Source organism: Pseudomonas sp. Irchel s3h14, assembly GCF_900187425.1.
GTDB lineage: Bacteria > Pseudomonadota > Gammaproteobacteria > Pseudomonadales > Pseudomonadaceae > Aquipseudomonas.
Genome location: NZ_FYDJ01000028.1, coordinates 1 through 21,248 on the forward strand (window position 1 = coordinate 1; position 21,248 = coordinate 21,248).

19 protein-coding genes and 1 pseudogene are annotated in these 21,248 nt (G+C 59.5%); 3 read left to right on the forward strand and 17 right to left on the reverse strand.

All coding sequences use genetic code 11. The features are described 5' to 3' along the window. Positions 1–502 (forward strand): annotated as a pseudogene (locus tag CKW16_RS28965) (hypothetical protein); the annotation flags it as partial. Positions 503–607: 105 nt separating this feature from the next. On the opposite strand, the gene CKW16_RS28970 reads toward CKW16_RS28965, so the two are convergent. From CKW16_RS28970 to nspC, 6 genes are all read right to left on the reverse strand, one after another. Further along, positions 608–1,351, reverse strand: coding sequence for a response regulator transcription factor (locus tag CKW16_RS28970; RefSeq protein ID WP_095132748.1), 744 nt, complete (start codon positions 1,349–1,351; stop codon positions 608–610). A 541-nt stretch (positions 1,352–1,892) separates the two neighbouring features. Then, positions 1,893–3,236 (reverse strand): TolC family protein, encoded by a 1,344-nt coding sequence (locus CKW16_RS28975; RefSeq protein WP_095132827.1) that lies wholly within the window; start codon positions 3,234–3,236, stop codon positions 1,893–1,895. A gap of 38 nt (positions 3,237–3,274) precedes the next feature. Then, positions 3,275–4,588: an HlyD family type I secretion periplasmic adaptor subunit gene (locus CKW16_RS28980; RefSeq protein WP_095132750.1), complete on the reverse strand. Its 1,314-nt coding sequence runs from the start codon at positions 4,586–4,588 to the stop codon at positions 3,275–3,277. Next, on the reverse strand, positions 4,569–6,350 hold the full coding sequence (locus tag CKW16_RS28985) for a type I secretion system permease/ATPase (protein WP_095132752.1): 1,782 nt from the start codon (positions 6,348–6,350) through the stop codon (positions 4,569–4,571). The genes CKW16_RS28980 and CKW16_RS28985 overlap by 20 nt, the downstream gene beginning before the upstream one ends. A 299-nt stretch (positions 6,351–6,649) precedes the next feature. After that, complete coding sequence (locus CKW16_RS28990; RefSeq protein ID WP_095132753.1) at positions 6,650–7,885, reverse strand: saccharopine dehydrogenase family protein; 1,236 nt, start codon at positions 7,883–7,885, stop codon at positions 6,650–6,652. A gap of 27 nt (positions 7,886–7,912) precedes the next feature. Continuing rightward, positions 7,913–9,010, reverse strand: coding sequence for a carboxynorspermidine decarboxylase (gene nspC, locus CKW16_RS28995; RefSeq protein WP_095132755.1), 1,098 nt, complete (start codon positions 9,008–9,010; stop codon positions 7,913–7,915). A 239-nt stretch (positions 9,011–9,249) separates the two neighbouring features. On the opposite strand from nspC, the gene CKW16_RS29000 reads away from it, so the two are divergent. Further along, the gene (locus tag CKW16_RS29000) at positions 9,250–10,068 is read left to right on the forward strand and encodes a DeoR/GlpR family DNA-binding transcription regulator (RefSeq protein WP_095132757.1); all 819 of its coding nucleotides are present in this window, start codon (positions 9,250–9,252) and stop codon (positions 10,066–10,068) included. Positions 10,069–10,072: 4 nt separating this feature from the next. On the opposite strand, the gene otnI is transcribed toward CKW16_RS29000, so the two are convergent. The 6 genes from otnI to CKW16_RS32370 all read right to left on the reverse strand — a co-directional run bounded on the left by otnI (position 10,073) and on the right by CKW16_RS32370 (position 15,647). Next, positions 10,073–10,855: a 2-oxo-tetronate isomerase gene (gene otnI, locus CKW16_RS29005; RefSeq protein ID WP_095132759.1), complete on the reverse strand. Its 783-nt coding sequence runs from the start codon at positions 10,853–10,855 to the stop codon at positions 10,073–10,075. Between the two features lie 103 nt (positions 10,856–10,958). Next, entirely contained in the window at positions 10,959–12,419 is a 1,461-nt protein-coding gene (locus tag CKW16_RS29010; RefSeq protein WP_095132761.1) for an SLC13 family permease, read from the reverse strand. Positions 12,420–12,608: 189 nt separating this feature from the next. Continuing rightward, positions 12,609–13,247 carry an aldolase gene (locus CKW16_RS29015; RefSeq protein ID WP_056742280.1) on the reverse strand — a complete coding sequence of 213 codons (639 nt, stop codon included), beginning with the start codon at positions 13,245–13,247 and terminating at the stop codon, positions 12,609–12,611. 8 nt (positions 13,248–13,255) lie between these two features. Next, on the reverse strand, positions 13,256–14,554 hold the full coding sequence (gene otnK / locus CKW16_RS29020) for a 3-oxo-tetronate kinase (protein WP_095132765.1): 1,299 nt from the start codon (positions 14,552–14,554) through the stop codon (positions 13,256–13,258). 27 nt (positions 14,555–14,581) lie between these two features. Further along, a complete protein-coding gene (ltnD, locus tag CKW16_RS29025) occupies positions 14,582–15,487 on the reverse strand; it encodes an L-threonate dehydrogenase (protein ID WP_095132767.1) in 906 nt (301 codons plus the stop codon). Next, positions 15,480–15,647 carry a hypothetical protein gene (locus tag CKW16_RS32370; protein ID WP_176471616.1) on the reverse strand — a complete coding sequence of 56 codons (168 nt, stop codon included), beginning with the start codon at positions 15,645–15,647 and terminating at the stop codon, positions 15,480–15,482. The genes ltnD and CKW16_RS32370 overlap by 8 nt, the downstream gene beginning before the upstream one ends. 299 nt (positions 15,648–15,946) lie before the next feature. On the opposite strand from CKW16_RS32370, the gene CKW16_RS29030 reads away from it, so the two are divergent. Continuing rightward, positions 15,947–16,594 carry an MliC family protein gene (locus CKW16_RS29030; protein ID WP_095132829.1) on the forward strand — a complete coding sequence of 216 codons (648 nt, stop codon included), beginning with the start codon at positions 15,947–15,949 and terminating at the stop codon, positions 16,592–16,594. A gap of 278 nt (positions 16,595–16,872) precedes the next feature. On the opposite strand, the gene CKW16_RS29035 is transcribed toward CKW16_RS29030, so the two are convergent. The 5 genes from CKW16_RS29035 to CKW16_RS29055 all read right to left on the reverse strand — a co-directional run bounded on the left by CKW16_RS29035 (position 16,873) and on the right by CKW16_RS29055 (position 21,248). Further along, on the reverse strand, positions 16,873–18,057 hold the full coding sequence (locus CKW16_RS29035; RefSeq protein WP_095132769.1) for a patatin-like phospholipase family protein: 1,185 nt from the start codon (positions 18,055–18,057) through the stop codon (positions 16,873–16,875). 100 nt (positions 18,058–18,157) lie between these two features. Further along, complete coding sequence (locus CKW16_RS29040) at positions 18,158–18,622, reverse strand: MaoC family dehydratase (RefSeq protein ID WP_095132771.1); 465 nt, start codon at positions 18,620–18,622, stop codon at positions 18,158–18,160. A 13-nt stretch (positions 18,623–18,635) separates the two neighbouring features. Beyond that, positions 18,636–19,367 carry a hypothetical protein gene (locus CKW16_RS29045; protein WP_095132832.1) on the reverse strand — a complete coding sequence of 244 codons (732 nt, stop codon included), beginning with the start codon at positions 19,365–19,367 and terminating at the stop codon, positions 18,636–18,638. A gap of 66 nt (positions 19,368–19,433) precedes the next feature. Further along, on the reverse strand, positions 19,434–20,534 hold the full coding sequence (locus CKW16_RS29050) for an AI-2E family transporter (RefSeq protein WP_095132773.1): 1,101 nt from the start codon (positions 20,532–20,534) through the stop codon (positions 19,434–19,436). Positions 20,535–20,612: 78 nt separating this feature from the next. After that, complete coding sequence (locus CKW16_RS29055; RefSeq protein WP_095132775.1) at positions 20,613–21,248, reverse strand: response regulator transcription factor; 636 nt, start codon at positions 21,246–21,248, stop codon at positions 20,613–20,615.

Below are 21,248 nucleotides of genomic sequence, written 5' to 3' on the forward strand. Positions count from 1 at the left end.
CTTCCTCATCGAGAGAGTGGACTCGAAGCTCATTGACGCGGTTCAGCTCACGATGGGCCTGGGCGTGATCAAGGTCCCGACGATCGAGTTCATTCAGGAGACCGAGAGCCTGGCCAGCGATCTCCAGTTGACGTTCAGCGCGACGCTGACGGACAAGGATGGGGACTCGGCGACGAGTACGTTTGACGCCAACCTGTTCGCCAACGACCTGACCAACGCGCTCTTCGACTTCACGCTGGTGGGCACGGGCGGTGAGCGCGATGCCTTCAACATTGATTTGTCAGTCGATGAGAACCTGTACCAGGTCACCGGCTTCGATGCGGCCCCAGGCCTGCGAGACACGCTGGTGCTCAACGGCGACCAGAACGCCGTTGTCCAATCGATCGACATCTCCGGCGCAGACAGCATCGTGACGATTGCCGAGGATGGCGGACAAACAACGACCATCACCTTGGTCGGGGTCGATGTTCTGGCTGGCGACATTGTTTTTGGCGGCGTCTGAGGCATCGCGCGCGTAGTAAAAAAAGGATGCGAGGGTGGCGCAAACCACCCTCGCATTGTTTTTTGCAGTTTCGACACGGTGACGGCCCAGGCGCGCCAACGCGTGTCAGAGCGTCTTGTTTTGACGTGAAATCACATCCAGTTCCACCCAAGTCGACTCGGGTGGTTTTTCGTTGTTGGAGAGCCCGTGCTTCAGCGCATACATCAGCAAGTCGATGCGGTTGATGAGATTTAGCTTTTGATAGATGTTGCTGAGGTGGTTGTGCACGGTGTGCTCGCTGATGCCCAGGCGCCCGGCGATGCTGATGTATTTGGCAGACGGATCCCCCACGATGGCGCGAATCAGCTCCCTCTCGCGCAGCGTCAGCCGTGCCTGTTTCGCCTGCTCCAGATTGCATTTCAAGTGTATATTCCCGGTCGCGGCATAGCCGGACAGCCCACCGGCCCAGGCTCTATCCAGTCCGGTGTCGCGGTGGTGGACCGTGATGATGGCCTGGATGATCGATTCCGTCGGGTCTTCCGCCAGCACGATGCCGCGTGCGCCCGCCTCTATTGCCTGGGCAACGGGAACGGATTCGTACAGGCCCTTGAGCACCAGCACTTTCATTTCGGCGCTGCGGGTGAGTTCCGCGACGACCTCCAGCGGGTTCAGCGCATCTGGAAAGAAACTGAAAAAAATCACATTGGGACGCAACTGATCGGCAAGATCCAGCGCATTCGTATAGGTGGTGGCCTGGCCGCTCACTTCCATCTGAGGCTTCCTGGCATTGATCAAGTCGTGAAGCCCAATGAGAACGAGGGGACGACAATCGATCAGCATCACGCGTATTGGTTTTCTGTGGGTCGTCATTACGTTCCTGACTCCCTTGAAAATGAACTATGGCCTCCATCCATTGGACTTCCTGGATCAGCAGCTCGCGCACCTGGCCATCGCGATCGAAGGACAGATGCGAGCGCCGACCGCCCTGAGGGACACTAGCGTCACCGGCTGGAGTTGCGGACGTTTCCAAAACCCGGGCAAGCCATCGAGACAACATAAATAAGAACAGCAATCAATAGCTTGCGCATGTGGATGAGCTCCCTCGAGCCGCTGAACTGAGTCTAGGCCAGCCCAGCGCGATGCCAGCCCGCCCATCCGTCAGTCATCGGCTCAAGCCTCATGCGGGTAGCCCGGTCGATGTTCCCAAGAGGTGCCCTCAACCCCAAGAAATCAAGGTCTTAGGCTCGCCACGGGCGACCTGCGACCAAAACTGACTCCGATCAAAATCGTCAACTAACCGACAAATGGCGTGAAGCCATCACAGAATAAACTCTGGCGTCAATTTTTCGGCGAAACCTGCCTCGCCGGGTGTTCAGTTGGGGCGGGGATACACAGTCGGTATGCGGCAGGATCAGGGGGTTGTGAGGCTTTGGCTGAAGCTGCCGGAGCTCAACCAGGCATTAACACTTTCGACACTCTCGGCAGGCGGCTTTCCCGCCCAGCGATTGAGCGTGAGGACATTGGTGACGAATTCGTATTGCGTCTTGAGCAGGTCACGCCGAGCGCGGAATTCGTTGCGTACGCTGGTCAGTACATCGACGGCATTGACCATTCCGTAATCCAGCGCTTTCTCTGCTGCCACTCTCGACAACTGTGCCGAAGCCAGGGCATTTCGGCTCGCACTGATCTTTTCTCCGCTCGAGTTGGCGGTCAGGTAAGCGCTAGTGATCTCTTTGACCACCCGGCGCCGGATCGCTTCCAGTTCCTGCTCGGCGGTAATCTGATCCTGGTAGAGCCCACGAACCCGCGCCGAGGTCGAGCCGCCGCTGTACAGCGGCACCTGCACGCCAATACCGGCGACATAACTGTCGGTGCGCGGCGCCAGGGCATTGTTGTAGCCCTCGTTGGTCTGCTGCGCGCTCAGCGTAAGGCTCAGGGTCGGATAGTGCCCGCCCTTGCCGCTGCGCAACGCAGCGCCCGCCGCTTCTACACCGCTTTCGGTGGCCTTGAGCGCCGGGTTTAGCGCTATACCCTCGCGCACCCAGGTTTCAAGGCTCTGCGCCGAAACCCGTAGTTGCACGTCATCGCGAATCCGGTTGAGCTTCTCCTTGACCGGCCGGCCGACGATCTCCGCCAGTGCCTCGCGACTGATACTGGCCTGGTTGCGGGCATCCAGTTCCAGTGCCGCGAGCAAATCGACCCGGGCCTTGAGGTCGAGCTGGTCGGTAATCAATGCCAACTGCTTTTCGTACAACGCATTGACTCGGTCCAGACTCTTTTGCGTGGTTCGACGCTCCGCCCTCACCAACTCCAGCTCATCCTCGGCCGCCAACGCGGTGAAGTAACGCCGGGCCAATTCGATGGTGGCTTCGGCCTGGGCTTCCAGCGCTTCCGATTCGGACTGCCTGGCCAGGCTTTTGAATTTCTGGTAGTTCTCCCATGCGACCTTGTTGTAGAGGTACTGACGCAGCACCAGGCTGTAGTTTTCGCTATCGTAACTCTGCTGCACCAGGTCGTTTTCCTGGTGAATCCGGTTCTGGCCGGCGTTCAGCGATACTTGCGGCAACAGCGCCCCCATGGCCTCGCGCTGATGTTCCTGGCCCGCCTGCGCTTGCGCATAGGAGGCCAATACCCGCGGATCCTCCAGCCGCGCCTCGCGATACAACTGCATGAGGTCGGTGGAAAACGTCGAGGCACTGACCCCGGTCGGTGTTGCTGCAGGGGTTTGCGCCAGCGCGGCACCCGCTGCAAGCATCAACAGACCACCCCGCAGAACTGCCGACGTGCGCACGGTTATTCCTCGATCATCGATTGAGACAGGGCATCGCGGGCCGGCTGCACCAAGTACTGCAACAGCGTGCGTTGCCCGGTGATGATCAACACGTCCGCCGGCATCCCCGGCAGCAACTTGCGCTCTCCCAAGGTCTGCGCACCGGCTTCGGTGACCCGGATCCGCGCCAGATAATAAGCAGCCCCGGTCTTTTCATGGGTCAGCCGGTCAGCCGATACGCTGCTGACCTCGCCTTCGATTACCGGAGTGGTCGAGCTGTTGAACGCGGCGAAACGGATATCGGCACGCTTGCCGATGGCGATGCGATCAATATCCATCGGATCCACCTGGGCCTCTATGACCAGCTCGGAAACCGATGGAACAATGTCCAGCAGCGGCGTTGCCGGGCGCACGACGCCACCAATGGTGTGCACAGTCATGCCAATCACCATGCCCGCGTCGGGTGCGCGGATGACGATACGACTGAGCCGGTCTTCCAGGGCCGAGGTTTTCTCCTGCAGGTCGTACATCCTGGTCTGCACCTCGGCCAGTTGCTTGACGACCTCGGCATTGAAATCCTTGTCGATTTGCAGAATCTGCAGCTGTGTTTCGTTGATCTGCAGACGAGTCCTGTTGATAGTGGAACGGTGATCGGCCACTTCCGACCTGAGCATTCCCAGCTTGCGTTCCTGCTCGATCAGACGTTGTTTGTCAACGAACCCTTGCTTAAGCAGGTCGGTCAATTCAACGATTTCACCGCTGTAGGATTTCTCCAGATGAGCCTTGGCAGCGATCATCGATTCCAGTCCCTTGATTTGTTGACGCAACTGGCCAATGCGCTCCTGCAGCACCGAAATCTGGCCCAGTCTCGAGCCCTGCCGGGCATTGAATACCTGGGTCTCGCCTTGGCGCGCTTCCACACCTCGCAGACTGGAGGGGTCGGCTATCTCCCCAAAGCCGATCGCCGACAGCGCGTCGCGCTCCGCCCTGAGTCTTGCCTCCATGGCTCTGGCCGCGACGAGCTGGCTTCGGGTCATCTCGTATTCGAAGCGCAGCTGGGCATCATCGAGAATGATCAGCGGATCATCCCGCTTGACGATGTCACCGTCATGGACGAATACCGCTTTGACGATGCCCCCTTCCAGATGCTGGACCGTTTTGCGGTAAGCCTGCACGGTGACCACGCCAGGCGCGTAAGCGGCACCGTCCAGCGGCGCGAGCGCCGCCCAGGTGCCGAACAGGCCGAAGATCACCCCGACAATGCCAAAACCCAGGCGACGGATTTTTCGATCGGATACCGGCAGGTCGGCGAAGCTATCAATTTGACGACTGGGCATCGTAGGGTCCATCGGCATCGTCCTTGCTGGTAGCGACCGAAGCCATGTTGGCGCCGGCTTGCGCGGTGTGCTTTTGTACCTGCTGCTGCGCGTTGAGTTTGGCCAGCACTTGCTCGCGTGGCCCATAGAGATTGATAACGCCGTCGGTCATCACCATCAGCCGGTCAAGTTGCGACACGATGTTGGTTCGGTGGGTAATCACAAACAGGGTCGCGCCAGTCCGCTTGAGCTGCTGCATGGCTGCTGCCAGGGCGCGATCACCGACTTCGTCGAGATTGGAATTGGGCTCGTCGAGAATAATCAGCCGCGGGTGGCCATACAAAGCGCGGGCCAGTCCTATGCGCTGGCGCTGCCCTCCCGACAGCATGACGCCCTCGCTGCCAATGACGGTGTCGTAGCCATCGGGCAACAGCAAAATCATTTCGTGAACGCCAGCAGTCCTGGCGGCCAGAATGACTTTCTCGGAGTCGACCTCGGCGAAGCGTGCAATGTTCTCGCTGATGCTGCCTTCGAATAATTCAATGTCCTGGGGCAAGTAACCGATATGTGGCCCAAGCTCATGTTTGTCCCATGCGCTGATGTCGGCACCATCCAGGCGGACCACCCCATGCTGCGGTACCCATACCCCCATCAGTGCCCTGGCCAGGGTTGACTTGCCCGCGGCACTTGGGCCAATGATTCCCACCACGCAGCCGGCAGGTACGCTGAAGCTGATGTTTTTGATGATCGGGGTTTTCGAACCAGGTGCCGTGACTATCAGATTCTCCACCTGCACGTGCCCCTGAGGCGCAGGCAATGACATACGCTCGGGCTGAGCCAGTTGTTTGTCGAGGATGTCGTTGAGACGGTTGTACTGCGAGCGGGCCGCAATAAAGCCCTTCCAGCTGCCGATGATCAGATCGATGGGGGCCAATGCGCGCCCCAGCAGCACGGACCCGGCAAACACCAGGCCTACCCCCACCTGCTGCTCCACGGCCAGGTACGCCCCCAGTCCAAGGACCAGTGATTGCACAAGGATCCGGAAGGACTTGGAAAGCGTACTGATTATGGCCCCTCTATCGCTCGCCCGGGACTGCAGCAACAGGACGTTCCTTTGCCGACGCCCCCAACGGTCCATCAGGGTTTCAAGCATGCCCATGGACTCGATGACTTCAGCGTTGCGCAGATTTTTCGTGGTGTAGAGCGTCGCGCCAATATGCTCCTTGTTGGCCTGGGCCAGTGCCGGCCCCGTCAGCTTCTCATTGATAAACGCGAGTAACAGCAACACCAGCGCACTGCCCGTCGCTACCCAGCCAAACCAGGGGTGAAACAGGAACATCACCGCGATATAGATCGGCAACCAGGGCGCATCGAAAAAGGCGAACAATCCATTACCGGAGAGAAACTGTCTCAAGCCCGTCAAGTCGTTGAGCGACTGGGCCGAGGCATCCATGCCGCCACTGTCCAGAGCCCGTTTGAAACTGGCCTTATAGACCTGGCGACTGAGCAACACATCCAGCCGGGTACTGACCCGGACCATGATCCGTGAACGAACCCACTCCAGTGAGCCGAGCGTGACCACCAGCAAGGTCATGATCAGCGTCAGCATTACCAGGGTCGTCAGACTTCTACTGCTCAGCACTCTCCCATACACCTGAAGCATGTAGAAGATAGGAACGAGCATTAGTGCGTTGATGAAAAGGCTGAAACAACCCACAGAAATGAAGCTGTCTCTACAGGCTTTCAACGCATTTTGCAGGCTGTTTTCAGGTGTGCTTCGCATTGAAACCCCTGCTCGAGAAGCCGTACATTGAGGAGCTTAGATCATGCCGAACGACTGCGTGCAGCAATCGGCCGGATCGCCTCAGGCAACGAGTATTACCCCTCCAACAACCCGGCGGTGAAGAACGCGCAAGATACCGACGACGTCGAGGCCAAGATGAATTTCAGTGGTTCCCGCCGGAACGAAAAAAGGACCCGAAGGTCCTGATTTCAATGATTTACAGAATTCAATGGAGCTCTGTAGATCTATATTTGGAGCGGGAAACGAGGTTCACCTGTATGTGGCAAGCCTCAAGCGTTTCAGCTCCAGGGACGATCTCCATTTTCGTCCTTGATGCGGGTCGGCAGGCCCATCACATCCAGCGCCTTGAGGAACGGCTCAGCCGCAAGCTCTTCGACGTTGGCCATGCGCTGCACGTCCCACACGCCGCGGGCGACCAGCAGGGCTGCTGCCACGGGCGGCACGCCTGCGGTATAGGAAATGCCCTGGCTGTCAGTTTCCGCGTAAGCGTCTTCATGATCAGCCACGTTGTAGATGAACACCTCGCGCGGCTGGCCATCCTTGGTGCCCTTGACCAGATCGCCGATGCAGGTCTTGCCGGTGTAGCCGGGCGCCAGCGAGCTCGGATCAGGCAGCACGGCCTTGACCACTTTCAGCGGCACGACTTCCAGGCCTTCGGCGGTCTTGACCGGTTGCTCGGAGAGCAAGCCGAGGTTCCTGAGCACGGTGAACACGTTGATGTAGTGCTCGCCGAAGCTCATCCAGAAACGCACGTTGGGCACGTCGAGGTTCTTCGACAGCGAGTGCACTTCATCGTGGCCGGTCAGGTACAGGTTCTGCGCGCCTACGACCGGCAGGTCGTCGGTGCGTTTGACTTCGAACATCGTGTTGCTGGTCCACTGACTGTTCTGCCAGCTCCACACTTGTCCGGTGAATTCGCGGAAGTTGATTTCCGGGTCGAAATTGGTGGCGAAATACTTGCCATGGGAACCGGCGTTGACGTCGAGAATGTCGATCGAATCAATGCGGTCGAAATACTGTTGTTGCGCCAGTGCTGCATAGGCGTTGACCACACCCGGGTCGAAGCCCACGCCGAGAATGGCGGTAATGTTCTTCTCTTTGCACTCTTCGAGGTGATTCCACTCGTAGTTGCCATACCACGGCGGCGTCTCGCAGATTTTGCCCGGCTCTTCGTGAATGGCGGTGTCCAGATAGGCCACGCCGGTATCGATGCAGGCGCGCAGCACCGACATGTTGAGGAAGGCGGAACCGACGTTGATGACGATCTGCGATCCGGTTTCGCGGATCAGCGCCTTGGTCGCTTCGACATCCATAGCATTCAGCGCGAAGGCCTGGATATCGGCGGGCACTTTGAGGCTGCCCTTGGCCTTGACGCTGTCGATGATGGCCTGGCACTTGGAGATGTTGCGCGACGCGATAGCAATACGACCGAGTTCATCGTTGTGCTGCGCGCACTTGTGGGCCACCACCTTGGCGACACCTCCTGCACCAATGATAAGCACGTTCTTCTTCAATTTTTCTCTCTCTCCTTCTCTGCCAGCTTACGAAAGGCTGGACATGTAGTCGTTGTAACCAAACTCACGAACCACCTCGACAGTACCGTCGAGTTGTTTCACTACGATGGACGGCATTTTCAGGCCGTTGAACCAGTTCTTCTTGACCATGGTGTAACCCGCTGCGTCGATGAACGACAGCCGATCCCCGATCGCCAGCGGACGATCAAATTGATACTCACCGAAAATGTCTCCGGCCAGGCAGGATTTGCCGCACACCATGTACGTGTGCTCGCCATCGCTGGGCGCCAGCTTGGCATTCAGGCGATAGATCAGCAGGTCGAGCATATGCGCTTCGATGGAGCTGTCCACAACCGCCAGGTGCTTGCCGTTGTAGAGGGTGTCGAGCACGGTGACTTCCAGCGACGCGCTCTGCGTGATGGCCGCTTCGCCCGGCTCCAGGTAGACCTGCACGCCGTATTTTTGCGAGAAGCTCTTGAGACGCGCGCAGAACTCATCGATTGCGTAGCCTTCACCCGTGAAATGGATACCGCCACCGAGGCTGACCCACTCGACCTTGTGCAGCAAGTCGCCGAAGCGTTCTTCGATGGTGCACAGCATCTGGTCGAACAGGCCGAAATCACCGTTCTCGCAGTTGTTGTGGAACATGAAGCCCGAGATCTGCTCAATGACCTGTTCGATCTTCACCGGATCCCACTCGCCCAGACGGCTGAACGGCCGCGCGGGGTCGGCCAGCAGGTAATCCGAGCTGCTCACCTGCGGATTGACCCGCAGACCGCGCACCTTGCCTGCTGAAGCTTCAGTGTAGCGTTGCAACTGACCGATGGAGTTGAAGATGATCTTGTCGCAGTTGTCGAGCATCTCCTCGATCTCGTCGTCGGCCCAGGCCACGCTGTAGGCATGGGTCTCGCCAGCGAACTTCTGTCGACCGAGTTTGAGCTCGTAGAGCGACGACGACGTGGTGCCGTCCATGTATTGCTGCATCAGGTCGAACACCGACCAGGTGGCGAAGCACTTGAGTGCCAGGAGCGCCTTGGCCCCGGATTGTTCGCGCACATAGGCGATCTTCTGCATGTTCGCCAGCAGCTTTTGTTTATCGATGAGGTAGTACGGCGTTTTGATCATTTCGAGGCGCCTCCGGCAAGGCCAGCCAAAAAAGGATGCGCATTGTGCCTTCACTCGCTACATATCGAAAGAGCAGGAAGCCCTCTCCACGCGAAACGTGACTCAATTTTAGTCCCAGGCACCCAGCAAGCCAGAGTGACGGTCTTTGTCCCCAGGCCCCGTCACATCGCCGCGCTACTGTTCCCGCCACAGATTCGCTACTATGTTTGACCGTCAGCTTTCCTTAATCTGGAGCCCGAATGCCTAATCAAAAGGACATCGCCGCCGAAAGCGGCGCACCGATGATTCCTGAACAGCGCCGTGAATTGATGCTGCGACAGTTGCGCAAGCATCAGGTGCTGAGCGTTCATCAGTTGATGGAAATGTTCGACTGTTCGCACATGACCATACGTCGCGATATCGCGCTGCTGGAGCAGGAAGGTCGTGCTTACTCGGTAACGGGTGGGGTGCGGATCGCCAGCCAGCTCCATAGTGAGCCCAGCCATCAGCTCAAGGCGGTGGTCGAGTTGCCACAGAAGCAATCCATGGCCAAGCTCGCCGCCCGGCTACTGCATGCCGATATGACGATTTACCTGGATGCGGGAACCAGCACGCTGGAAATCGTCCCCTACATCAAGGCGCTGTCCGGCATGACCGTGGTGACTAACGACTTCGGCATTGTCCAGGCGCTTATCGAAGCCCCCCAAGTCACGGTGATTCATACCGGCGGGCAGCTGGATCACTCCAATCAATCGTGCGTCGGTGGCCTGGCGGTGGCCACCTTGCGCCAGGTCGTCACCGACATCGCGTTCATATCGACCAGCTCATGGGATTTGCGTCGCGGCCTCACCACGCCTTCGGCGCTGAAGGTGGAGGTGAAACAAGCCGCGATGCAATCGGCCTCGCAAGTGGTGCTGGTGGCCAGCAGTTCGAAATACGGCACATTCAGCATGTACAAGATTGCCGGGTTAGAGCAGTTCGACATTATTCTCAGCGACGATGCGTTGACCCCGGCCGCGGCCGATGGCATTCGCAAGCAGGGAGTCGAACTGTTGCTGCCTTCTGATAGCAACGCGTAAGGCGTTAGCGCGCCTTCCAGTCACGCAGCCACTGCAAGCCGGCAGACGTGTTGCCACGTGGCCGATATTCGCACCCTACCCAGCCGTCATAACCCAACTGGTCGATTAACTCGAACAGATAGGGATAGTTGACTTCTCCCAGGTCCGGTTCATGCCGGTCCGGTACGCCGGCGATCTGGATATGGCCGATACCATCGAAGTCCCGACACAGTTTGGTGGCCAGGTCGCCTTCAACGATTTGGCAGTGATAACAGTCGAACTGAACCTTCAGGTTACTGGCGCCTACTTCCTTGCAGATGGCCTGGGCCTGGTCCTGCCGGTTGAGGAAAAAGCCCGGCATGTCTCGTGTATTGATCGGCTCCAGCAGCACCGTGATACCGACCTTGGCCGCCTGGGCGGTGGCATAGGCCAGGTTTTCCAGATAAATGGCGTGATGCCGTGCCCGATCACTCTCGGACGGAAGCAGGCCGGCCATGACATGGATGCGCGAGTTACCCAGCACGCCGGCGTATTCCAGGGCACGATCAAAACCGCTACGAAATTCACTCTCACGGCCCGGCAACGACACCGTGCCCCGCTCGCCCGCCGCCCAATCACCGGGCGGTGCGTTGAACAGTGCCTGCACCAGGCCGTTGTCGCTCAAGCGTTGCTTGAGTTCTTCAGCGCTGTAGTCGTAGGGAAACAGGTATTCCACCGCTTCGAAACCATCGGCAGCCGCGGCGGCGAAGCGATCCAGAAACGCATGTTCCGGGTAGAGCATGCTGAGGTTGGCAGCAAAACGAGGCATGGTAGCTCCTATAGATGACTTTTGTAGGAGCACGGCTTGCCGGCGAAGGCGATCTCAAGGACGCCATCGCCGGCAAGCCGTGCTCCTACAGGTCGACAGTTCGTTAGACAAATGGCCAGATCAGCAGGGTAATACAGAAACCCAAGGTGCCGAGCAAGGTGGTCAACACCGTCCAGGTGCGCAAGCCGTCGGCCACGTTCAGTCCGGACAACTTGGTGAAGATCCAGTAACCGGCATCGTTGATATGGGACATCGCCAACCCGCCACCGCCCATGGCCAGGCACAGCAGCGCCATGTGATTCGCAGTGAGATCGAGGGTCGCAATCAGCGGGCTGATGATGCCGGCAGTGGTCACCAGCGCCACCGTCGTCGAGCCCTGCACTGCGCGCAACAGCATGGTCAGCAGAAAGCCCAGCGCCAGCACCGGCAGACCGGTGGTGCGCAGCATGTCGGAGACCACGGCGCCGATTCCGGTATCCACCAGCACCTTGCCAAACACCCCTCCGGCACCGGCAATCAGGATCACCATGGCCACACCGGGCAAGGCCGAACCGATCACGTCGGACACCTGAGTACGGCTCCAGCCCCGACGCGAACCCAGCAACCAGGCACACAGCAAGGTGTCGATCAGCAGCGCCACCAGCGGTGCGCCGAGCACGGTCATGATGCCGCGCAGGGTCGATTCGGCAGGCAGCAACGAGGTGGACAGCGTTCCCAGCAGAATCAGAATGATGGGCAGCAGGATCAGGCTGACGATCAGACCAAACCCCGGAGGGGGTGCCGGCGGCAACTTGGAAACGATGCTGCTGGTGGACTCTTCCAGGCCCATGTGCGACACGGCCACAGCCGCTCGCTCAGCGCTCTTGTCGTTGCCATTGGACCAGGCGGCCAGATCCTCGTTGGTGACATGCGGGCCATAGACCTCGGCACGAATATCGTCGGTCATCGGGAACACCCGACGGGTCATGCGCCCGGCCACGCGATAGCCGACATAGCAAAGGAACGCAGTCAGCGGCAGGCCGAACATCAGCACGCGACCGAGGTCGGCGCCCAACTGGCTGGCAGCGGCCACCGCACCCGGGTGTGGCGGCAGGAAGGCGTGTACGGTCAGCAACGCAGCGCACATCGGCAGCGCGAACACCAACAGCGGCTTACGCGCACTGCGCGCAATGCCATAGGCCAGCGGCATCAGGATGATCACGCCGACCTCGAAGAACACCGGCACCCCGACCATGAACCCGGCAATCGTCAGTGCCAGCGGTGTACGCCGGTTGCCGAAACGAGTGATCAGGGTCTTGGCCAGCGCCTCGGCACCACCGGAGAGTTCGATGATCCGCCCGATCATCGCGCCCAAGGCAATGATGATCGCGATATGGCCCAGGGTCTTGCCCATGCCGCCTTCGATGGTTGCCACCAGATCGGCCGGTTTCACCCCGGCCACCAGCGCCACCAGAATGCTCACCAGCATCAACGCTACGAAGGGCTGGAACTTGTACTTGAGCACCAGGAACAACAACAGCGCGATGCCCACCCCTGCGGTAATCATCAGGACTAAAGGGCTCATTTCAGAACCCCTCCACGCCGGGTAAACGAAACGGTTCTGCCACTGAATCTGAAAATACCGCAGTGAAAGTGAGTCATGCTTGGATTTCCTGTTGTTATTGTTTTTTCAGGCAAGCCGGGTCCGTCGAGAGTCGCTACGCGTCTCATGTACAGGGCCTGCTGTATCGATTTGTGGTGTTAAGCCAGCGCTTTACCAGGTCGCGCCGAAGGTCTCTCGCAACTCGTCCAAAGCCGACTGGTCGAGAGGTTCCGGTTTGGGATCGCTCATCAGCCAGAGCCGCGCTGTTTCCTCAAGCTCCTCCAGGGCGTAACTGGCCCTGGAGACCGAACTTTCCCAGACCACCGGGCCAAGTCGTTCGAGCATCACGCCGCGAACACTATTCGCCAGTTGCGCGACTTGCTCGGCAACCTTCGGCGAACCGGGTCGCTGGTAGCCAATCAACGGGATATGCCCGACTTTCATGACCTGATACGGCGTCAGCGGTGGCAGGATGTCGTCCGCCTGCCAGACACCGGCCAGCGTCAACGCCACCAGATGAGTGGAATGGGTATGCACCACGCCGCCGACACTCGGGTTGCGGTCGTAGACCTGGCGGTGCAGCGCCAGGGTCTTTGAAGGCTTGTCACCGGACACCCATTCGCCAGCCAGGTTGACCTTGGCGATAGTCGCCGGATCGAGGCGCCCGAGGCAGACATCGGTCGGTGTGATCAACCAGCCGTCGTCCAGGCGCGCGCTGATATTGCCGGCGCTGCCGACGGTGTAACCGCGCTGGTAAAGGCTACGGCCAACCTCGCAGATTTCCTCACGCAGGGCGCTTTCGTTACTCACTGCGCAGCTCATTGTGCACCCCCGGCCTGGGCAAGTTGGTGCAAGGCTTTGCTGAAGAAGTCGCGGCCACCGAAGTTGCCCGATTTGAGTGCCAACGCCAAAGGTTCGTCAGTACTGCTGACGGTCGCCGGCACACCCGGATCGATCTGCGCGCCGATCTGCAGCAGCTGTACGCCCAGCGCCTGAACCACAGCACCCGAGGTTTCTCCGCCGGCGATCACGAAGCGGCGTACGCCGCTCTGGCGCAGACCTTGGGCAATTTCGCCAAAGGCGTTTTCCACCAGACTGCCAGCCTGCTCGACACCCAGTTGCTGTTGCACCGACTTGACCTCATCCGGTGAGCTGGTGGCGTAGATCAATACGGTTTGATCGTTATCACGGGCGAAGGTCAAGGCTTGCGCCACCACCGGTTCGCCCGCAGCCAAGGCCAACGGATCAATCCGCAGGGCCGGCCGCCCGGCTTCGAGCCAGGCCGCCACTTGTCCATTGGTGGCGATCGAAGCACTGCCGGCCAACACCACTTCCCCGCCGAATACCACCGGGAGCTTCGAGGCATCGAGGTCGCGCAGCTTGCCGGCGCGACGGAAATTTTCCGGCAAACCCAGCGCCAGCCCCGAACCACCCGTCAACAACGGCAGATCGGCACAGGCGGTACCGAGGGTGTACAGATCGCTGTCCGACAAGGCATCAGCGATTGCCATGCCGACACCTTGAGCCCTCAGCTCTGCGATTCGCGCACGCACGTGCTCAGTGCCGCGGGCAATGATGTCGTAGCGCAACAGGCCGACATTCAGACCGGTCTGCGATTGCAGGACCCGAACCAGGTTGGCATCGGTCATCGGCGTCAGCGGGTGATGCTGCATGCCCGACTCGCTGAGCAGTTGATCCTGCACAAACAAGTGGCCGCGAAAGACTGTCCGGCCATTCTCCGGGAACGCCGGACAGGCCAGGGTGAAGTCGCTGCCCAGCGCGGCCAGCAGCGCTTCGCTGACCTGGCCGATATTGCCGGCCGCGGTGGAGTCGAACGTCGAGCAATATTTGAAGAAGATCTGCTCGCAGCCTTGTTCGCGCAGCCACGCCAGCGCGGCGAGGGACTGTTCGACCGCGTCGGCGACAGGAATGGTGCGCGACTTCAGGGCAATGACGATCGCATCGGCATCAAGCCCGGCGGCTACGTCTGCGCTCGGGATCCCGATGCTTTGCACGGTACGCATTCCGCCGCGCACCAGCATGTTGGCAAGATCCGTGGCACCGGTGAAATCGTCGGCGATGCAGCCCAGCAGCGGGCGTGCGGTGGAGGTAGTCATGGAGTGTTCCTCAAACGGGCTCGGGCTTCAAACGGACTGGGGCTTGGCAGTCGGCAATTCGATGCCCGGGAAAATCTTGATCACCGCCGAATCGTCCTCACGGCCGAAGCCGGCACTGGACGCCTGCATGAACATCTGGTGAGCGGTGGCCGACAGCGGCAGCGGGAATTTGCTGGCCCGGGCGGTATCCAGCACCAGGCCCAAGTCCTTGACGAAAATATCCACCGCGGACAACGGTGTGTAGTCAGCCTTGAGAATGTGCGGTACGCGGTTTTCGAACATCCAGGAATTACCGGCGCTATGGGTGATCACCTCATACAGTGCATCGGCATCGACCCCTTCACGCAGGCCCAGCGCCATGGCTTCGGCAGAGGCGGCAATATGCACCCCGGCGAGCAGCTGATTGATGATCTTGACCTTGGAGCCCAGGCCATGGACGTCACCCAGGCGATAAACCTTGCCGGCCATGCCCGCCAGGATTGACTCAGCCTTGGTATAGGCGTCGGCCGGCCCCGAGGTCATCATGGTCATCTCGCCAGCGGCAGCCTTGGCGGCGCCACCGGAAATCGGTGCATCCAGATACAGCAGGCCCAGCGCAGCCAGGCGCTGGCCCAGATCCACCGCGTAAGTCGGGGCTACGGTCGCGCAACCGATCACCAGACTGCCCGGCCGCAGTGCGGCCACGGCACCACCCTCACCAAACAATACGGTTTCGGTCTGCTCGGCGTTGACCACCACGGTCACGATCACGTCGCACTCAGCGGCCATGTGCGACGGCGAAGAGCAAGCCACACCGCCCTCCCCCGCAAACTGTTCAGTCACCGCAGCCCGCACATCACAGGCATGCACATTGAAACCGCTGCGCAACAACGAGCGAGCAATGCCCAGGCCCATCGCGCCCAGACCGACAACACCGACATTCTTGTTATTCATGGGGTACTCCAGTGGAAAGCAGCGACTGCTTGCGCGCCTGCAAGGCGCAGACATTGGCCGCGTTGTAGAGAGGGCTGCGGTAGACAGGATCAGCGCCGAGCGGATAAACCCGCTGAGGGGCACTGCCATTCAGCACATGAGTCGGGATCTCGTCGAACATCAAGGCAATCCTGTTTTTGTCGTGTTATCAGGTTGTCATACCGGCTGACGGAGATCATCTACCAATGATCAGATTATGTGAAGTATTTTTTTAATCTAACATTTTTTAACATCGCTTCCGCCACGCAAAAAAGAGAGATGCTGCTCTCCGTGCGGGAGACACCCGCTTGCCGCCGGGAGTGGCAAGTTTTGAGCACTGACTTACACTGCGATACACCCAATGCGAACGAATGAATGTTCAATAGACCGATAGGTTCCATGGCAATCCGGGGATCACGTCATGATCTGGGTGAAGCCAACATGAAAACGGTCACGACCCTTTTCACCTGTCTGCTCGCTGCCAGCGTTTGCGCGGCGACGAGCCCCTGCGCAAATGCTGCGTCGTTCAAGACCAGCTTCGACTGCGCCACGGCAAGGGCATCCGTCGAAAAGCTTATCTGTCGCGATCGGCAACTGGCGCAGATGGATATCGAACTGACGCGTCTTTATCGCCTGGCGCTCACGGATGAACGTTCAGTACCGCGGCCAGACAAAGTCTTGATCGACCAGGAGTTCTGGATCGACTCGCGTAATCAGTGTGCGTCCACGTCTGAACCCAAGGCGTGCACAATCCGAAGTTATGCCGAGCGCGCGCACCAGCTACGCCAAGGCTCGGCCATTGTGAGAACCAAGGATCCAGACAGGCTCACCGAAGGCCCCCTGGCTTTTCGTTGCACAGGGATTAACGCGCTGATCGCCGCTACCTTCTTCAACACGCAGCCAGGTGTCGTGTACCTGAAATGGACGAATACCTCGATCACCCTGAACCAGGTGCCGAGTGATTCGGGAACCCAATACATTGGCAAGGATTCCCAAGGGAACTACCGCTTCTGGCAAGACGGCAACGGGGTCATTTTCCAGAAGCCAGGCTCAGGGGCGATGAGTTGTACGGCCGAGCCGGTCAGCTGATTTTTTGGCGCAAGGCCGGAAAATCCAGCGCCGCTGTTCCGATATTTCAGCCGAGACACTTTTGTAGCAGCTGCCGAGCCCGCGAGGCTGCGTTCGGCTCGGGCCGCGATCGGACGAAGCAGTCGTGAAATCAGGCAGTGCGGTTCTTCAGGACTACCTCGCAGGCAGGTTTCACGACTGCTTCGCAGCCGAACGCAGGCTTCGCCAGCTGCTACAAAGTATGCGCTGCAACTGAAATTGCTTAATTGACTGGCATTAGGCAGAGCGCCGGCCCTCTCTCATGTATTCGGTGATTTATGCCACGGATAGCCTTTCGCGCTGAGTTGAAAGGCGTAATCGAACAAGCGCTTCATGTACTCGCCATCGAATTTATGAGCGCGAGAAGTATCAAAATCCGAGCCGATGTACGCCAGATTGAAGTCAGCGCCATCCTGCTGTGCAATTCGGTAAATGCGATCCAGATCGCTGATCCCCTGAGTCTGGATCAATGCGCTGATGGCGCGACCGCCGATGCTCAAGGTGCGGCGCTTGGTTCCGGACCACTGCAACTCCAGTTTGCCGTTGCGAATGACATAGAAATGCCGTTCATCACGCAAGCGCGCCCCGGTCACGCGGTTCAGCGCCATCACAGTGCCTGGTGGGTAAAGGAACACCTGAGTCAGGACGCCTCCGTCCACGTGCATTTCCTGAAACTGTTGGCCGTCAACCTCCACATCGATCATGACCGGTGAAACGGCGCCGGGAATACTCATCGACGCGACCATGATGTTGCGAAACAGGTCGAGCGCGCCCGGTGCCTGGCTGGAGGCAATAGCGCCCATGTTCCAGGTGACCGGGCGCCCTGAATCAAGGTCGGTGGTGCCGATCATCAGCAGTCGTCCTTTGGCGTATTCCGACGCGATCGCCGCAAGAACCTCGGCAGTGATGTGCTGTGCAATCAGCCGCGACAGTGGCTTGCTGTGCGCGATACCGTCGCTGGCAAGACGGGTCAGCACATTGCGCGCATGGAAAATGTCTTTTGGACCGACTGCATTGCAGATACCCAGAATGACACCGTCGTACTGGGGCCCCAGGTAGGCGAACGGGGCGACCAGGGCGCCAGCGCTGATGCCGGTGACGACTTTGAACACCGGTCGAGACCCATGCAGGGTCCATCCCGCAATGATGCCCCCCGCGAATGTGCCTGCATCGCCGCCCCCCGAAACCGCCAACATGCTTGCCAGCGGCAGGGTGTCATTGGGCATCCCTGCGCTGGCGAGCGCCTCGGCCTCTCGAAGGTTGGCCTGACTCACATCCCGAATGAACGGCGTCAGATCCTGGTCCAGCCAGTAACGGGCATCCGGAATGCCAGGGATGAGCGCTTTTTCGGTTAACGTTGGCGGCACCGCATCTCGGCGTTGCAGGCACGCTTGACGCAACATGTTCAGCGTTGAGGCGCTAGGTCTGAGCAGGAATGTTTTCACAACGCCGCCTCCGGCCCCTGCAATCGACAAAGAACGCGCTCAATGCAACGGCAAGACGCCTTGCCGATCACGCACGCTCCACACACCCATGACTGGTTTCTCAATCAGGCGCCGGTCTTCTGAAGACCAGCAGTTTGCCGGTGGCTCGCTGCACGACCTTGTCGTTTTGATTGAGTGTTTCCATGAACAGGGTCAACACACCCCGGTCTGGCTTGGTGCTGGATGGATCGATGGCCTGCACGGTGCATTGCAGACGCAACAGATCGTCCGGGTAGGTCGGCGTCGGCCAGCTCAACTCGATGCCCAGGCCGATGATCCCGTCTGCCAATGGCACGCTTTCCACCAGCAGCTTCATGGTCAGGGCGGCGGTGTTCCAGCCACTGGCTGCCAGGCCACGGAACAGGCTCAGCTCGGCGGCTTCAGGATCGAGGTGAAACGGTTGCGGGTCGAACTCCTGAGCAAAGGCCAGCATCGACGCTCGATGGACACGCAGGCTGTCGCTTTCGAACTGCTGACCCAGGCTCAGGTCATCGAGGTAGAGTTTTTCCCAGGAATGGATGGTCATGATTCAACCCTCTTTAGGCGTAGCTGATGTCGCTGAGGTCGATAGCCACCAACAAGACATCCTTGTCTGGCTGCCCGTCTGCGCCGCGCCGATAGGCTCGCCGTTTGCCGGGCATGCGCAGCCCGTCTGCTTCAACGTAGTCATGAACATACTGCGCGGCAGGCAGGCCGCCACTCACGTCCACGTTGTAGTCGTGTCGACGAAGCAGGAAGTCCTCGCCGAAGTAGAAATCCTGCACCGCGCAGTGGGTGGCGATGTTCTCGGGAAAGGTCACCCGTAATCGTTGCCAGCGCTGTGTTCCCTCTTGCCAGGGCTCGACTTCCTCGGTCAGGACACCCGGCAAGGTGAACAGGAAAGGCATGGTCAGGTAGGACCAGAGCGCGTAACCGTTGAAGTACGCTCGCTGAAGTGGGTCCCAAGGGGTTGTTTCCCCGTGGCCGCGAAAGGATTCCCGGGGCGCTGATCGCTCGGCAATCACCTTGCCCTCGGTGGTTTCGATGGCGATGCGGTCCGGCGTGTAGGCCGTCCGTTGATCAAGCCCACCGAATGGCGTCACCGAAGCTCGCTGTTCGTGCAGCCAAACGGTCATCTGGCGGGGGGTGCTGTCCTGCGTCAGCCCTTTCATGCCCCATAGCGAGCCGCCGGTCACGAGCGTGGCGCGAACTTTACTGAAGTGGTTCCAGCGTTCCAGACCACCATGGGCGGTCAGCACCTGGTCCAGCAGTTGATGACTCTGTGTCGTCATGGTGGCAGCCCTGCTCGTCAGGGCGAATGGCCTGAACATCTTTCATGCTAGCGCATGCCCGGTCAGTCATAACGTCGGCGGGACGTCCGGTCTGTTCTGCGGCTGATCCTCCACCCATTGCCAGAACAACTGATAGCCGACCGCAAGCACTACCGGACCGATGAACAGACCGAGGATGCCGCTGGTGACCATGCCACCCAGTGCACCGATCAGCACCACCGGCATCGGCACATCGACACCGCGCCCCAGCAGTAAGGGCTTGAGTACGTTATCCACTAGGCCGGCAACGAACACATAGATGGCGAAGATGATGGTCCACGTGCTGGCCCCCTCGGTGGCGAATACAAAGGCAATCACGGGCAGCGTAATCAGGGTTGCCGGCAATTGCATGATGCCGAGCAGCAGCACCGCCAAGGCCAGCAGACCGGCACCGGGGACACCCATGAGCACGAACCCGATGCCCACCAGCAGCATCTGGATGAAGGCGATGCCGACCACCCCCAGCGCGACCGCACGGATCGTTGCGGTACACAGTTCGGCGATTTTCGGCCCCTTGCCCGGGTCGCTGACGCGGGTCGCGATCTGTACCGCGCTGCGGCTGCCGGCCTCGCCGTAGGCCATGAAGATGCCGGCGATGATCAATGCAAAGATAAAGGTGAGGAACCCCATGCCGACGCCGGCCAGTTTGCCCAGGAAACTCACGCTGAAATGTTTTATCTGTGGCAGGTACTTCTCTGCCAGGTCGGGAAGATCGGTTGAGGCCTGCAGCCATAAAGCAGAGACCGGCTTGCCCACTAACGGCCAGTCAGCGACTGAGTCAGCGGGTGGCGGAATATGGAAGCTGCCGTCCTTGACGGTGGTCATGGCATGCGCGACCGAATCGGCAATCGAGGTGACCAACAGATAGATCGGCACCATGAGCACTACGATAGCGATCAGCACAATCAGCGTCGCAATGTGGCCGTCTTTCTGACCCAGCGACCCCTTGAGCCGCTCTTGCAATGGATAAAGGGTGATCGCCAGGATCAGCGACCACAGCATGAGGTCGCGGAACGGGCTGAAGATCTCAAAGCAGAACAGCACCAGTACGGCAATCAGTCCGGCACGGATCAAAACATCGAGCAGACTACGTGTGAACGCCTTCTCGGAACTGGATGTGGGCACCATTGCTGTCTCCTTGCAGATCGCTGCAAAGGTAAGAGATCGGTTAGCCCAGCATAGACGCTGATTAGAAAACGCGAGCAATCACCGCAACTTCAGCGGATCCACCAGTTCAGCGGCGATGGCCATGCCCACCAGGTCCGGCAAGGTATTGGCCTGCATGCGTTTCATCACCCGCGAGCGATACAGGTCGACGGTTTTTGCGCTCACGCCCAGTTGCTCAGCGATTTCACGGGTGGTGTAACCCTGGACCAGCGGCAGCAAGACATCGCGCTCCCGTGGGGTCAGTGTCAGCAAACGTGCCTGCAAGGCTTCGTGGCCCTGATTGCCCGAGCGGTTTGCCGCGCAGTTGCTGAGCGCCTGTTGCACGCTGTCCAGCAGCAATTGCTCGTTATAGGGCTTCTCGATGAAGTCATGGGCGCCTGCCTTGAAAGCGCGAACCACGATCGGCACGTCCGCATGCCCGCTGACGAAGATGATCGGCAAGTTCAGCTCACGCGTGCGCATTTCTTCCTGCACGTTCAAGCCGCCCATGCCGGGCATGCGAACATCGAGCAGCACGCAGGCATCGAGCGTGGCATCACAAGCATTGAGAAACTCCACGCCACTGGTAAACGGCAAAGCCTTGAGCCCTACCGATTCCAACAACCAGACCGTTGAATCGAGCATGCCTTGATCGTCGTCGACCACATACACCACGTGCTCCGCCACACCTGCCAT